The organism is Ruminococcus sp. YRD2003 (assembly GCA_900109435.1).
In the GTDB taxonomy this organism is placed as follows: domain Bacteria; phylum Bacillota; class Clostridia; order Oscillospirales; family Ruminococcaceae; genus Ruminococcus; species Ruminococcus flavefaciens_G.
On record FNZT01000016.1, the window covers coordinates 34984 to 50062 of the forward strand.

Annotated in this window: 15 protein-coding genes; 2 read left to right on the plus strand and 13 right to left on the minus strand. The window is 54.0% G+C overall.

Features of this window, described 5'->3' with window-relative positions:
* Window positions 1-70 precede the first annotated feature (70 nt).
* A complete protein-coding gene (locus BMX22_RS13190; RefSeq protein ID WP_074742891.1) occupies window positions 71-2704 on the plus strand; it encodes a cation-translocating P-type ATPase in 2634 nt (877 codons plus the stop codon).
* A 102-nt stretch (window positions 2705-2806) separates the two neighbouring features.
* Window positions 2807-3904 (plus strand): SLC13 family permease, encoded by a 1098-nt coding sequence (locus BMX22_RS13195; protein WP_074742892.1) that lies wholly within the window; start codon window positions 2807-2809, stop codon window positions 3902-3904.
* 95 nt (window positions 3905-3999) lie between these two features.
* Here the strand turns inward: BMX22_RS13195 and clpX are convergent, their stop codons facing one another.
* The 13 genes from clpX to BMX22_RS13260 all read right to left on the minus strand — a co-directional run bounded on the left by clpX (window position 4000) and on the right by BMX22_RS13260 (window position 15022).
* Complete coding sequence (clpX, locus tag BMX22_RS13200; protein ID WP_074742893.1) at window positions 4000-5280, minus strand: ATP-dependent Clp protease ATP-binding subunit ClpX; 1281 nt, start codon at window positions 5278-5280, stop codon at window positions 4000-4002.
* Between the two features lie 6 nt (window positions 5281-5286).
* Complete coding sequence (locus BMX22_RS13205; RefSeq protein ID WP_074742894.1) at window positions 5287-5874, minus strand: ATP-dependent Clp protease proteolytic subunit; 588 nt, start codon at window positions 5872-5874, stop codon at window positions 5287-5289.
* An 81-nt stretch (window positions 5875-5955) separates the two neighbouring features.
* Window positions 5956-7263: a trigger factor gene (tig, locus tag BMX22_RS13210; protein ID WP_074742895.1), complete on the minus strand. Its 1308-nt coding sequence runs from the start codon at window positions 7261-7263 to the stop codon at window positions 5956-5958.
* Between the two features lie 125 nt (window positions 7264-7388).
* Window positions 7389-8090, minus strand: a complete 702-nt coding sequence (locus BMX22_RS13215) for a metallophosphoesterase (protein WP_074742896.1) — start codon at window positions 8088-8090, stop codon at window positions 7389-7391.
* Window positions 8090-9583: a threonine synthase gene (gene thrC, locus BMX22_RS13220; protein WP_074742897.1), complete on the minus strand. Its 1494-nt coding sequence runs from the start codon at window positions 9581-9583 to the stop codon at window positions 8090-8092. The genes BMX22_RS13215 and thrC overlap by 1 nt, the downstream gene beginning before the upstream one ends.
* Before the next feature lie 145 nt (window positions 9584-9728).
* The gene (locus tag BMX22_RS13225; RefSeq protein WP_074742898.1) at window positions 9729-10106 is read right to left on the minus strand and encodes a YraN family protein; all 378 of its coding nucleotides are present in this window, start codon (window positions 10104-10106) and stop codon (window positions 9729-9731) included.
* Window positions 10099-10728 carry a ribonuclease HII gene (gene rnhB, locus BMX22_RS13230; RefSeq protein WP_074742899.1) on the minus strand — a complete coding sequence of 210 codons (630 nt, stop codon included), beginning with the start codon at window positions 10726-10728 and terminating at the stop codon, window positions 10099-10101. The genes BMX22_RS13225 and rnhB overlap by 8 nt, the downstream gene beginning before the upstream one ends.
* A gap of 2 nt (window positions 10729-10730) precedes the next feature.
* Window positions 10731-11609 carry a ribosome biogenesis GTPase YlqF gene (gene ylqF, locus BMX22_RS13235; RefSeq protein WP_074742900.1) on the minus strand — a complete coding sequence of 293 codons (879 nt, stop codon included), beginning with the start codon at window positions 11607-11609 and terminating at the stop codon, window positions 10731-10733.
* Window positions 11610-11624: 15 nt separating this feature from the next.
* The gene (locus tag BMX22_RS13240) at window positions 11625-12080 is read right to left on the minus strand and encodes an NUDIX hydrolase (protein ID WP_074742901.1); all 456 of its coding nucleotides are present in this window, start codon (window positions 12078-12080) and stop codon (window positions 11625-11627) included.
* Window positions 12081-12098: 18 nt separating this feature from the next.
* Window positions 12099-12704 carry a signal peptidase I gene (gene lepB / locus BMX22_RS13245; RefSeq protein ID WP_074742902.1) on the minus strand — a complete coding sequence of 202 codons (606 nt, stop codon included), beginning with the start codon at window positions 12702-12704 and terminating at the stop codon, window positions 12099-12101.
* Window positions 12697-13398, minus strand: coding sequence for a signal peptidase I (gene lepB / locus BMX22_RS13250; protein WP_074742903.1), 702 nt, complete (start codon window positions 13396-13398; stop codon window positions 12697-12699). Before lepB (BMX22_RS13250) ends, lepB (BMX22_RS13245) begins: the two co-directional genes overlap by 8 nt.
* Before the next feature lie 114 nt (window positions 13399-13512).
* Complete coding sequence (rplS, locus tag BMX22_RS13255; protein WP_074742904.1) at window positions 13513-13857, minus strand: 50S ribosomal protein L19; 345 nt, start codon at window positions 13855-13857, stop codon at window positions 13513-13515.
* A gap of 373 nt (window positions 13858-14230) precedes the next feature.
* Window positions 14231-15022 (minus strand): class I SAM-dependent methyltransferase, encoded by a 792-nt coding sequence (locus tag BMX22_RS13260; RefSeq protein ID WP_074742905.1) that lies wholly within the window; start codon window positions 15020-15022, stop codon window positions 14231-14233.
* Between the last annotated feature and the right edge of the window lie 57 nt (window positions 15023-15079).

Here is a 15079-nt window from a genome sequence, read left to right on the forward strand (position 1 = left end):
TTTCGGATAAAAATATGTTATAATTACACTGTTTTGAGAAAATAGTTTTTTCTTGTGAAAGGGGAAAAATATGAAACATTATCTTGAATCCACCGACTCAGTCCTCTCAGAAGTCAAAAGCTCCTCGCATGGTCTGACTGCTGACGAAGCCGCTAAACGCCTCGCCGAAAACGGTCAGAACAAGCTCGACGAGCCTCCGAAACCCACTCTCCTCGCACGTTTCATCGAGCAGTTCAAGAACCCGATGATACTCGTGCTCATCGCTGCTGCCGCGATTTCCGCGATAACAGGCATTATCTCCGAGGGCAAGCTCGAAGCTGATGTATTCATTATACTGTTTGTTGTAATTGCCAATGCTGTACTCGGAGTATATCAGGAAAATAAAGCCGAGTCCGCTATCGAAGCCCTTCAGGCTATGAGCGCTGCTCAGAGCAAGGTCTTCCGTTCGGGCGAGCTCGTAGTTATACCGAGCTCCGACCTCGTTGTCGGCGACGTCATCGCCCTCGAAGCAGGCGACAATGTCCCCGCTGACTGCCGTATCCTCGAGGCTGCCGCTCTCAAGGCCGAAGAATCCGCGCTTACGGGCGAGAGCGTTCCCTGCGACAAGTGCAGCGACGTCCTCACGGGTGAAGATGTGCCGCTCGGCGACAGAAAGAATATGCTCTACATGGGCAGCAGTGTCGCCTACGGACGAGCCGAAGCCGTCGTTGTCGCTACGGGCATGGACACCGAAATGGGTAAGATAGCAGGTGCTATCGCTAATGCTGACGACGATGAGACTCCCCTCCAGAAGAGCCTCACTCAGCTCAGTAAGGTACTCTCTGTGGCTGTACTGCTGATATGCGTGATAATCCTTATAATCAGCGTGATACAGATGCTCGTTAAGAACGGCACTATCACTCTCCCCGACTTCCTCAACTCCTTCATGATAGCCGTCAGCCTCGCTGTTGCCGCTATCCCCGAGGGTCTCGCGGCTGTTGTCACAGTCGTGCTTTCCATAGGCGTTACCAATATGTCCAAGCGAGGAGCTGTTATCCGCCGCCTCACCGCTGTTGAGGCGCTCGGCTGTGCGCAGGTCATCTGCTCGGATAAGACGGGTACTCTCACTCAGAACAAGATGACCGTTGTTGAGGAGTCCACAAGCGACAAGCTCCTGCTCGCACGCGCTATGGCGCTCTGCTGCGACGCTCAGCTCAATACCGACGATACCGTTACAGGCGAGCCTACCGAGGCTGCACTCGTCGCATACGCTAACAAGAACGGGCTCAAAAAGTATCAGCTCGAGGCTGAGACCCCACGTGAGGCGGAGGCTCCGTTTGATTCGCTCCGCAAGATGATGTCTACCGTCCACAAGACCGAAAAAGGCTACGTTCAGTACACTAAGGGCGCTCCCGACGTTGTGCTCGGCAACTGTACCAAGATATTCGACGGCGGCGTTGTCCGCGATATGGATGAGCACGACCGCGAGAACATCCTCTCCGAAAACAAGGCTATGGCGGACAAGGCGCTCCGCGTGCTCATGGCTTCCTACCGCGAGTACGACAGTCTCCCGCAGGACTGCTCCCCTGCCGCTCTCGAGCATGACCTCATCTACATCGGCATGACGGGTATGATAGACCCTGTTCGTCCCGAAGTCAAGCCCGCTATCGCACTCTGTCAGTCCGCGGGCATACGTCCTGTAATGATTACGGGCGACCACCGCGACACCGCTGTTGCTATCGCTAAGGAGCTCGGTATCCTCGGCGAGGGGCAGAAGGCTATCACGGGCGCTGAGCTCTCGAAGATACCCGATGACGAGTTCAACAGCACAGTTCAGAACTACAGCGTTTATGCGCGTGTTCAGCCCGAGCACAAGGTGCGCATCGTAAACGCTTGGCGCAAGAAGAATATGACCACTGCCATGACGGGCGACGGCGTCAACGACGCTCCGTCTATCAAGAGCGCCGATATCGGCGTAGGTATGGGTATCACGGGTACCGATGTAACCAAGAACGTCGCCGATATGGTGCTCACCGATGACAACTTCGCCACTATCGTCGGAGCTGTCGAGGAGGGCAGACGTATCTACGACAATATCCGCAAGGCTATACAGTTCCTGCTCTCGAGCAACCTCGCCGAGGTCATCTGCATTCTCGTTGCGACTCTCGGTCTCGGTAAGCTCACGGGCGGCGCGTTCACCATCTTCGGACCTGTTCACCTCCTGTGGATAAACCTCATCTCCGACTGCTTCCCCGCTGTTGCGCTCGGTATGGAGTCCGCTGAACCAGGTATCATGGACCGCAAGCCCAGAAGCAGCAACGCACACATCTTCTCCGACGGGCTCGGGGTGAACCTCCTCTGGCAGGGATTCGTTATCGCTGTCCTCACACTCGTTTCCTATGTCATCGGCGCACAGTCCTCACCCGAGGCGGGCACAACTATGGCGTTCATCACTCTCTCTGTGTGTGAGATGCTCCACTCATGGAATATGCGCAGCCTTGAAAAGTCCATCTTTGCTATGCACAGCCATAACAAGATGCTCCTCCTCTCGATACTCTTCTCGTTCGTGCTCATTATCCCGATACTCTTTGTTCCCGTCTTCCGCAGCGTGTTCTCGCTTACCAAGCTCGCTCCCATGGAGTACCTGTACGCCTTCCTCATCGCTGCCGCTATCGTTCCGATAGTCGAGATAGTCAAGGCTATTAGTAGAGCTGTGAAAAAGTAATCCCAAAATGCAGAATATTAAGGCAACACAGCACAAGCTTTGTGCGGTATTGCCTTAAAAGCAGCCGACTGTCTGTCGGCTGTTTTCATAAAAGGAGTTCCAATGCTTAAATTCGTAAAGTCGCAGCCTGTGCTCGTCATCGCTTTCATCGCGGCTGTCGTCACCATGTTCTTCGTACCGCCCGACAGCGGGTACGCCGACTATATAAACCGAACCGTGCTCATCGAGCTGTTCGCTCTCATGATAGCAGTAGCGGGTTTCCGCAGCGTCGGCATCTTCGACAGGGCGTCCGATATCATGCTCAAAAAGGCGGGGACGGCTCGGCGTATCACGCTCGTGCTCGTGCTGCTGTGCTTCTTCTCTTCCATGCTCGTCACGAACGATGTGGCGCTCATCACCTTCGTGCCGCTAAGTCTGATGATCTTCGGGGCTGCCAAGGACGAAAGGCTCCGCATTCGTGCGATAGTCCTCGAGACCGCCGCTGCCAATCTCGGAAGTATGCTCACTCCCGTAGGCAACCCGCAGAACCTCTACATCTACGACGAGTACAAGCTCACGGCTATGGACTTTGTACGCACTATGCTGCCGTCGGGTATCGTCAGCCTTGCGGTGCTGGTGCTGCTCACGTTCATCATTCCCGCTGAGAAGTGTGAGGCTCCCGCAGAGAAAAAGACGGCGTTCAGAGCCGCTCCCATTATCGGCTACAGCGTGCTGTTCGCTGCCTGTCTGCTGACTGTGTTCCGCGTCCTACCCGATTGGGCGTGCCTTATCGCGGCGGTCGCGGCTGCTCTCATTTTTGACTATAAGCTCCTCCTCAAGGCGGACTACGCTCTGCTTGCGACATTTGTCTGCTTCTTCGTGTTCGTCGGCAATATCTCGCGCATTGGTGCGGTCAACGACTTCTTCCGCGGTATCCTCGACGGCAATGAGCTCGTCATCTCGCTCCTGCTCTCGCAGGTCATCAGCAACGTCCCCGCGGCGGTAATGCTCGCAGGCTTCACCGACAAGGGCACGGAGCTCCTGCTCGGCGTCGACATCGGCGGGCTCGGCACCATAATCGCCTCGCTCGCGAGCCTTATCTCATTCCAGTTCTACCGCAAGACCACGACTGCGCGGGCAGGGCTGTATCTGCTTACTTTTACGTGGATAAGCCTGATACTGCTCGCGCCGCTGCTCATTCTGAATCTGCTGATACTCTAAAAAAAGGACTGTCAGAGGGGAGAACCCTTTGACAGTCCTTATTCTTTAGGCAATACCGCACAAATCCTTCAGGCGGGCTTTGTGCGGTGTTGCCTTTATTCTGCTATTGTTTCGAGAGTGACCACCTTGTTGCGTCTGTTCGTGAGGATGGGCTCTGCCTTATCCGTCACGCACTCCTTTGTCACGGTAACTCGCGCGATGCTGCCGTCCGACGGTACAAGATACATCGTCTTCATCAGCACGCCCTCGAGTATCGAGCGGAGTCCTCTTGCGCCAGTTTTCTGCGCGATAGCTTTCTTTGCTATCTCCACAAGCGCATCGTCGTTTATCTCAAGCTCGATATCATCGTAGTCAAACAGCTTCTTGTACTGCTTGATAAGCGCGTTCTTCGGCTCGGTAAGTATCGAAACAAGGGATTCCTCGTCGAGTTCCTCGAGCACCGTGATAACGGGCAGTCGTCCCACAAATTCGGGCACCATGCCGAACTTGATGAGGTCCTTCGGTATCACCTGCTTGAAAATATTGGTCTTTTCGACCTTGTCGGTCTTTATCTCGCCGCCGAAACCTATCGGTGCTTTGCCGATACGCTTCTGTATCTGGCGCTCAAGCCCGTCAAAGGCTCCGCCGCAGATGAAGAGGATGTTCCTCGTGTCTATCTGGAGCGTCTCCTGATTCGGGTGCTTTCTGCCGCCCTGCGGAGGTACGTTCGATACCGTGCCCTCGATTATCTTCAGGAGAGCCTGCTGTACGCCCTCGCCGCTGACATCGCGGGTTATCGAGGTGTTCTCGGACTTTCGGGCTATCTTGTCTATCTCGTCGATGTAGATGATGCCGCGCTCTGCCGCCTTGATGTCGTAGTCAGCCGCCTGTATCAGTCTCAGGAGCACGTTCTCGACGTCGTCGCCTACGTAGCCTGCCTCGGTGATGGTCGTGGCATCGGCAATGGCAAACGGCACGTTCAGGAGCTTGGCAAGAGTCTGTGCGAGGAAGGTCTTTCCTACGCCTGTGGGGCCGAGGAGAAGCACGTTGCTCTTCTGGAGCTCTACGCCGTCCTTGTCCTGCTCATCCTGGCTCATTATTCGCTTGTAGTGGTTGTAGACGGCTACTGCAAGAGATATCTTCGCGTCGTCCTGTCCGATAACGTACTCGTCGAGGAAGTTCTTTATCTCTACGGGCTTGAGGAGCTTCATGGAAGTCTGTTCCTTCTTGTCGCCCTTTGCTGCCTTGCGGTGTGCCTTGGATATGCCAGGTCCGAATATCATCTCGTAGCAGTATACCACGCACTCGTCGCATATATTTGCAGAGCCTGCGGAAAACATACTCTGAACGCGGTTCTCGCCCTTTCCGCAGAAGCTGCACGACTTGAATTCAGCCATGTTGCCTTACCTCTTTTCGATTACCTTGTCGATAAGTCCGTACTCGAGTGCCTCCTGAGCTGTCATATAGTTGTCGCGCTCGCAGGCTTCGTGTATCTCCTCTGCGGTCTTTCCCGCATTTGCGGCAAGTATGGACTCGAGGCGCTCTCTGGTGCGCTCGAGGTTCTTAGCCTGTATCATGATGTCGGTCTGCTGACCGCCGAGACCGCCGCCGATGAGTGGCTGGTGTATCATTATCTCGCTGTTGGGAAGAGCGATACGCTTGCCCTTGGCTCCCGATGAGAGCAGGAAAGCGCCCATTGATGCTGCCATACCTATGCATATGGTCGACACGTCGCACTTGATGTAGTTCATTGTGTCGTATATCGCCATACCTGCGGACACAGAGCCTCCGGGGCTGTTGATGTAGAGGGATATGTCCTTTTCGGTATCCTGACTTTCAAGGAACAGGAGCTGTGCAACTACAAGGCTCGCAGTCGTGTCGTTCACCTGATCCGAAAGCATTATTATTCTGTCATTCAGCAAACGTGAGAAAATATCGTAGGATCTTTCTCCGCGGCTCGTCTGTTCGACAACATACGGTATAAAACTCATAATTTCATCGCCCTTTCTATAAAACCGTTGTCCCACAAAATATATGCGGGACAACTTTAAACTATTTCTGTTTTTTGCTGATTATTCAGCCTTCTCCTCTGCCTTAGCAGAGTTGTCTACTACTGCGTTCTCCTTAACGAGCTCTACAGCCTTCTGAACTCTCATATCAGCTGTGTACTCGCCGAGAGGTATGAATCTCTTTACTGTTTCAACGTCTACGTTGTTGGCAGCTGCGATCTCGGAGAGCCCGTTGTTTATCTCCTCCTCGGAGATCTCGATGTTCTCGAGGTCTGCTATCTTCTCAAGTGCAAGACGGAGCTTTACTTCGCCCTCTGCTCTGTCACGGTATGTGTCTCTGAGGGAATCCTCGTCCATTCCTGTGTACTGGCAGTACATCTTGAGGTTCATGCCCTGCTGCTGGAGCTGCTGGTCGAATGCACGGATAAGAGAATCTATTCTCTGCTCATACATACAGTTCGGGATGGGAGCGTCTACCTTTTCGATAAGTGCATTGAGGATAGCGTTCTCATATGCGGAATCTGCCTGCTGTACAGCTGCCTCTTCGAGCTTTGTCCTGATGTCGGCTCTGTACTCGTCAACTGTATCGAACTCTGTTGCGTCCTTGATGAGGTCGTCGTTTATCTCGGGGAGCTCCTCGTAGCTGATAGCCTTTACCTTTGTCTTGAAGGTTGCTTCCTTGCCTGCGTAGTCAGCCATGTGGTAGTCCTCGGGGAATGTTACGACTACGTCGAACTCGTCGCCGATGTTATGGCCTACGATCTGGTCCTCGAAGCCCGGGATGAACTGACCGCTGCCGAGCTTGAGCGGGTGGTCTTCGCCCTTGCCGCCCTCGAATGCCTCGTCTCCGAAGAAGCCCTCGAAGTCGATAACAACTTCGTCATCCATCTGGGCGGGTCTGTCCTCAACGGAAACTATACGTGCATTCTTCTTTCTGATGATCTCTATCTGCTTGTCGATATCGTCATCGGTTATATCCTTGACTTCCTTGGGAGCCTTTATTCCCTTGTAGTCGGAAATTTCGATCTCGGGCTTTGTTACGCATACGACCTTGAGCTCAACGCCGTTCTCCTTGTCGATGGAGGTTACTTCTACGTTGGGTCTGTCAACGAGGATGAGGTTCGTCTCGGCTACTGCTGCGTCTATCTCGGGTCCGAGAAGGCTGTTGATAGCGCCCTCGTAGAATGCGCCCTCGCCGTACTCCTTCTCAACGAGCTTTCTGGGAGCCTTGCCCTTTCTGAAGCCCTTTATCTGGATATTCTTTCTCTGGCGCTGGAACTCCTGCTCAACTGCGTTCTCAAAGGTAGCAGCATCGACTGTGATTACCAGCTCGGTGGTGTTTACATCTGTCTTGTTTGATGATTTTAACATATTGATCCTCCATGATATGATTTAACTGATGACCAGTGGGTACATCTATAACAATACTGGAATATTATACCACATTTAGGAATAATTTTCCACTGTATTTTTCAGCTTCTACGAATCGGACAATCCTACATCACTTTTTCAGGCATAAACTGTATATAATCCCCTGCTATCAGGTGAAAATCTATGTCGTCGTAGGTGTTCGTCACGCAGAGCGCGTGCGCCGAGCGCCCGTGGATATGTCCGTAGTAGCACGCCTTTATCTTGTAGCGGTAGAGCACTTCGAGTATGTCATAATTGAAGTTCGAGGCAAATATCGGCGGATAGTGCATGAACACTATCGGCTCCAAGCCAGCCTTGACTGCGGACTGTATGGACGTCTCCAGGCGCTGTACTTCGCGCTTCAGGACTTTCTCGTCCTGCTCTTCCCTGCCGCCGTCTGTGCCGTTTACCCAGCCGCGCGTGCCGCAGATGCCGATGCCTTCGTACTCGTAGTGGTTGTTGTGGAGGATATGCAGCGTGTCAAAGCCGTTCTCCGCAAAGAAGCCCTCCATTTTCTTCATCGTCACCCACCAGTAGTCGTGATTGCCTTTCAGTATCACCTTGCGCCCAGGAAGGTCGTTGATGAAGCGGAAGTCGGGCTCTGCCTGCTGAAGGGACATCCCCCATGAGATGTCGCCCGCGAGCACCACCGTATCCTCGGGCTTTACCGTCTCACGCCAGTTCTTCTCTATCCGCTCCTGATAGCTGTCCCAGCCAGCAAAGACCGCCATGGTCTTGGACGGGTCGCTGAAGCAGAGATGGAGGTCGCCTATGACGTAAAGGCTCATTATATGCCGAGTCTGCCGAGCACGTACTGCTTCTGCTCAGCCTTGTCTATCACGTCGCTGAAACGCTCGGGCTTGTTCCTGAGGTCTGCAAGAGCTGCGGGTACGGGTATATCCGAAAGCTCTGCGATGCGGTCTACCTTGGCGTACTCGTCGATGTCGGACGCCTTGCCCTCGAGTGCTTCGAGGACTGCCGCGCTGAACTTGTACGGGCTCGCTGTGGAGGCGATGACTGTCTTTGTCGTGTCGCCCGTTGCCGCCTTGTAGTCGTTGTATACCTTGACTGCGACTGCTGTGTGGGTGTCGCAGGTGTAGGAGTATTTCTCGTAGATATCGTGGATAGTTGCCTTGGTCTGCTCATCGTCGCAGAAGCCGCCGTAGAACTCCTCGGCAAGCTTTGCCTTGACGTCGGCGCTTACCTCATACCTGCCCTCGGTTGCGAGCTTGCCGAACCACTCGCTTATGAGCTTGTCGTCCCTGCCCGTCATAAGGTAGAGGAGGCGTTCGAGGTTGCTCGAGATGAGGATGTCCATTGAGGGCGATACCGTCGCGTAGAATTTGCGGTTCCTGTCGTATACGCCCGTATTTATGAAGTCCGTGAGGACGTTGTTGATGTTCGACGCGCATATGAGCTTGTTTACGGGGATGCCCATGTGCTTTGCATAGTAGGCCGCGAGGATATTGCCGAAATTGCCCGTGGGTACTACGATGTTTATCTTGTCGCCGAGCGCTATCTCGCCGTCCTTGACAAGCTCGGCGTAAGCTGATACGTAGTATACCACCTGCGGCACGAGACGTCCCCAGTTGATGGAGTTCGCCGACGAGAACATCATGCCGTTTTCCTCAAGCTTTGCCTTTACCTCGTTGTTCGTGAATATTGCCTTTACGCCGTTCTGGCAGTCGTCGAAATTGCCCTTGATAGCGCATACGCCGACGTTTGCGCCCTCCTGCGTCTTCATCTGGCGCTTCTGCATCGGGCTGACGCCGTCCTCGGGGTAGAATACGAGGATAGATGTACCCTCGACGTCCTTGAAGCCCTCAAGCGCGGCTTTTCCCGTGTCGCCCGATGTAGCAACGAGGATAACTATCTTCTTGTCGAGCTTTATCTTCTTTGCCGATGTTGTGAGGAAATAGGGCAGTATCTGGAGCGCCATGTCCTTGAACGCGCACGTGGGACCGTGCCACAGTTCGAGCATATATGTGCCGTCGAAGAGATGTGCCATTTCAGCAATGCTCTCGGTCTCGAAATTCTTCGTGCTGTAGGCGTTGTCCGTGCAGTAGTGTATCTCTGCATCGGTGAAGTCTGTGAGGTACTTCGCGAAAACGTATGCGGCTCTGTCGGCGTACTTCATCTCGCCGAGTGCCTTTATCTCGTCGTTTGTGAGCGCGGGTATGCTCTCGGGGACGAAGAGTCCGCCCTCCGCTGATATGCCCTGCGTGATTGCCTCCGCACTGCTCACCTTTACGCTGCTGTTTCTTGTGCTGTTGTAAAACATAGGATCACCCTTTTATTATATTTTGCCGTGTAAAATCGGCGTTTTTTAACAATTTGATTCTGTAGGGGCGCATTCCTTGCGCCCGTGCCGCCTTGACTTAAATTCTGATATGCGGGCGCTCGGAAAGCGCCCCTACAACGGGATATCAGAAAAACACATCATACCCCGTCGTATCATAGGCGTTTTCAAGGTAGTCTACCTCCGCTGCGCCGCCGTCAGCAAGCGTGACCTGCGCCGTGTCGAACCGCGGCTGCAATATGCTCGGGGAACGCCGCAGATACTCCGCCGCCGCACGTATCACAAGCCCCTGCTTGCGCCTGTTCACAGCCTCAAAGCCGCTAACCATGCTGCCGCGTCTGCGGGCTTTGACCTCCACGAACACTATGTAGTCGCCGTTCTCGGCAATAATGTCTATCTCTCCGCCCTTTATGCGGAAATTCCGCGATATTATGCGGTATCCGCGCTCTGTGAGATACGCGCAGACACGCTCCTCGCCGAGCCTTCCCGCCTCGGTCTTAGTCATTGCCGTCACCGAGTATCTTTTTCAGGAACGTGCGGCGATGTACCTCGCTCGGTCCGTATTTTTTCAGCATTTCGCAGTGCAGAGCCGTTCCGTAGCCCTTGTGCTGCTCGAAGCGGTATTCGGGATATTTAGCCGCTATCTCACGCATATAGCGGTCTCGCGATACCTTCGCGAGCACCGACGCCGCCGCTATCGAAGCAGACGTCGCGTCGCCCTTTATCACGCACCGTGCCTGACATTCAAGCTCGGGCAGCCTGTTGCCGTCAACAAGCGCAAGGTCGGGATTTATGCCAAGTCCGCTGACCGCGCGCTTCATAGCGAGCATGGTCGCATTCAGTATGTTCAGGCGGTCTATCTCCTCGACCGTCGCGGTCGCTACACAGTACGCCTTCGCCCTCGCGATGACCTCGTCGTAGAGCTTCTCGCGGCGGGTCTCCGATATCTTCTTGCTGTCGTTGAGGTAGTCTATCAGCGTTTCGTCGTCAAGCACGACTGCCGCCGCATACACGTCGCCTGCGAGAGGTCCGCGCCCTGCCTCGTCAACTCCGCATATTATCGGGAACTCCCTGCGGAGCTCGGTGTCGTAGTCGAAAAGCTCCTTGTGGAGAATTATTCTTGCCATAGTCACTCCTTCGTCGGCGGGAGCTCGAGCGTTATCCTTCCGAGCTTGCCGCTCCTGAACTCGTCGAGCACCGTTATTGCGGCTCTCTCGGTGTTTATCTCGCCGCCCGATATGACCATTCCGCGCTTCCTGCCGACCTTTTCGAGCAGAGCAAGTCCGTCGTCGTCGGCGCTGAGCTCTATCTTGTAGCGCTCTGTCAGCGACTGCGGGTAGCTTTCCGCGAGGTGGCTCAGGAGCTTCATCGCGAGCGTTTCGATATCGAGTATGTCGTCGCTTATCGCGCCCGTGAATGCGAGCCTTACCGCTGCCGACTGGTCCTCGAACTTCGGCCACAATACGCCCGGCATATCGAGGAGCTCGGTGTTGTCTTGCAGCTTGACCCACTGCTTGGTGCGGGTCACGCCCGGTCTGTCCTCGACCTTCGCGCGCTTGCCTCCCGCAAGCCTGTTTATCAGCGAGCTCTTGCCCACATTCGGGATACCGAGTATCATCATGCGTATCGGTGCTCCGCCCATCCCGCTCCTTTCGCGCTTCTCCATGAGCTCGCGCAGAACGGTCGCTTTCAGTGTCGGCATGAGCTTGTTCAGTCCCTTGCCCGACTTGCAGTCCACAGCCAGAGCCGTCACATTTTCCCTTTTAAGGTAATTGACCCACGCAGCTGTCGCGTTCGCATCGGCGAGGTCGCATTTATTCAGCAGTACGATACGCGGCTTATTCGCGGTGAGCGTGTCTATCTCGGGATTTCGGCTGCTCATAGGCGTGCGGGCGTCTATCAGCTCCGCGACTGCGTCCACGAGCTTGAGATTGGCACTGATAGCCCTTCTCGTCTTCGCCATATGTCCCGGGAACCACTGTATCGTTTTTATATCGTTATTATCCAAAGCAAACTCCTTCGTTTACAGCTTTATCTCACCACTTATGAGCCTGTCGATTATCGCCTTTGCCCGCGATTCGAGCTTTGGCAGGCAGTCAAGCGGGAAGAATCTCAGTTCGGTGCTCTCACCGTCGTTGATGTTAAGCCTTCCGCTGTAATTTCTTACGCGGTACAGTGCGATAATAGTGTCCACCTCATCGCCGTTTGGGTAAGAGTAATGGTATGCATCTCCCGACAGCACTGCAACCAGCTCAAGAGCGTCTGCATCAAGGTCTGTTTCCTCCTTGAGTTCCCTGACAGCGCACTCCTCGAGCGTTTCGCCGAGCTCCTTGCCGCCGCCCGGAATGCCCCAGTCGCCTGTGTCGCTCCTCAAATTCAGCAGAAGCTCGCCCTTCTCATTGAAAACGAGCACCGTCGCACCTGCATATATTATCGGGTCGTGACCAACCTTTTTCCTAATTTCGGATATGTAACTCATATCGCTCTCCTGTATGTCTCAGTCAACAGCTCCGAAGCTCGCGAACGGGTAGAATCTCAGCAGGACTGTGCCTACCACGCTCCCCTCGGGGACGAAGCCTATCTCCGACGAGCGGCTGTCCTTCGAGACAGAGCGGTGGTCGCCCATAACGAAAATGTATCCTTCGGGCACGGTTATCGGGTACTTGCCCGTGAATGCGCCGCCGTCAGCGTGGGTGAGCCCGAGGCGGACGTAGTCCTCACGGAGCTTTTCGCCGTCGACGTACACTGTGCCTTTCGTGAAGTCGATATCTATGGTCTGACCTCCGCGGGCTATCACGCGCTTTACGATTATATCGTTCACACCCTTGCCCTCTGCGACCGAGCCGTCCTCGGCGAAAGTGTAGCTGTTTTTCGCATCAATGAGGATAATGTCGCCGTTTTCAGGCTTCTTGTCGAGCAGGTTCACCAGCACCTTATCGTTCGGCATCAGCGTATTCTCCATTGAGCCGCCCTTTATCGAGGCTATCCGCAGTATGTACGTAAATACCAATGTCACAACAAAAAAAGTTATGACAAGGGTCTCTGCGATGTCGGCTAAGCCGCTGCGCGGAGACCTTTTGCTGCTGTCGGGGACCTCAGTCATTCTCGGGTCCCTTCCATGAATCTGTCAGTATGTCGAAATCTTTCAGCGGCGAGTATCTCACGAGAGCCTTGCCGTATATCTGGTTCTTTTTCACAAGTCCGACGCTTCTTGCTCGGCTGTCGGTGGAATGATTGCGGTTGTCGCCCATTACGAAGTAGTAGCCATCGGGTATGGTTATCGGGTACTGGTCCGTGAATGCGCCGTAGCCGATATCGGTGGTCTCTGCTCCGCTGTTGATGTAGGGCTCGTTGAGCACCTTGTCGTCTACGATGACCTTGCCTTCCCTGATATCTACGGTCTGACCGCCCTTTGCGATGACGCGCTTGATTATGCACTCGCCTATCGCGCTCGAAGTCCTTTCGTCGGGGATATAGGGCTCGCCGTTTTCGTCAAGGAGGTAGTTCACGTCCTTGTTGATAACGAGGATATCGCCGTAGTCAACGTCGAAAAACACCGTAGACATGAATATCTTGTCGGTGTTGTTGAGCGACGGGTCGTAGTCCTTGTTAAGGGTGGGCACCATTGAGTGTCCTACGATATTTACGGGGTGGAGTATGTAGGTGAACACCATTACTATGACGAACACCGTCACGAGTGTGGACTCGATTATCTCGATTATGTCGTTGAGCAGGCTCGTCTTCTTCTCGGGAGCTTCTTCCTGCTTGTTCTCTATCTTTTCGTTATTGTTTTCCATAACGTGACCTCGCTGAAATAGAAATATGTAGCAAAAAAGGGACTTTGCGTCCCTCGAGGATTAGTCCGTCCTGCCGACAGCAAGTGTCGGCAGATACGGTCTTTACCGCCGCTCTTAGCGGATCTGTTCCTTGACCTTTGCAGCCTTACCAACTCTGTCTCTGAGGTAGTAGAGCTTAGCTCTGCGGACTTTACCGCTTCTTACGATCTCTACCTTGTCAACAACAGGTGAGTGGAGAGGGAATACTCTCTCGATGCCGCAGCCGTGTGCAACACGTCTTACTGTGAAGGTCTCGCTGATGCCGCCGTGCTTCTTGGCGATAACTGTTCCCTCAAAGACCTGTATACGGCTCTTGTCGCCTTCCTTGATCCTTACGTGAACCTTGATGGTGTCACCGATGTTGAAAGCGGGAACGTTTTCCTTCATGCTCGATTCGCTGATGAGTTTGAGTGCATCCATTTTAATTTCCTCCTAAAATTTCCGAACATTCTTACCCGTTCCGTGCGATGAGTTCAGCATACTGCATTGCACGGGAAAATATATGAAAATGTGTGAGACTGTCACACGAGCCGCTTTCGCAGCCTCTGCATAAGCAGGTATCGGGCAGCGGACTATCCGATTTAATGTCTTTCGGCATTAACCCTCGACCGTATGTGAGATATACGGACGGAATTTCAAATGCTTTTATATCATACCACACTTTGGCATAAAATGCAAGCGATTTTTCAAAAAAACATATTTAATTTATTGTTCTCCCGCTGTAGGGGCGAGTTCCGCTCGCCCGCATATTGCGGTCAAACACAGTCGGGCGCACGGAATGCGCCCCTACAGGCTATTTTTTCCGCAGCACAGCCATTGCCGCGTGGTGGAGAATGTCGAACTCCGCGGGCGCCGTTCTTTCGAGCATTTCCATGTGCTCGCGCTCCCATGCGGCGGTCTCCTCGGGCGTGAGTGAGGCTCCGACGCCGCGGCACGCCTTCATCCTGCCGTTCCAACTCTCGCGCGTGAAGTGTACAGGCAGGTCGTAGTCCTCGCTGACCTCGACCTCGAAGTATCTCTCCGCTGCTTCGGGTATGTACACGGGCTTGCGCTCGTAGCCTGCTCCCGTCCACTTCGGATTGTATTTCAGCACGAGCTCCTCGCTCACTTTGGCAAGGGCGTCGTCTTCGGGCACCCATGCCATGAACAGGATAACGAGCCGTCCGCCGTCTTTCAGCAGGCGTGCGAGCTTCGGCATAACGACGTCATAATCAAAGTAAAAAAAGCACTGGCACGCCGTTATCACGTCGAATGAGCCGTCGGGGAAGTCGAGCTCCTCTGCGGACGAGACTACGTAGTCTATGTCCATTCTGCCCTCTTCGGCAAGACGCTTAGCCTGCGCTATCTGGTTCTCCGAGATATCGGAGCCGACCCACTCCGCACCGTAATGGTACATCGCACGGGGAACTACGCCCGTTCCCGTGCCGAGGTCAAGCACGCGCTGTCCGCGGACGCATAGTCCGTGCTCTGCGACTTTATCAAAGAAAACAGGCGGGTAAATATCGCGGTATTTAGCGTAGTCGGACGAGGTGCGTCCCCAGTCGAACGCCTTTCCGCCGTCTATGTTTTGGCTGAATATGTCCATTTATATCTGCTCCTTTCAACGTTAAACTGTAGGGGCGAGTTCCGCTCGCCCGAAAGC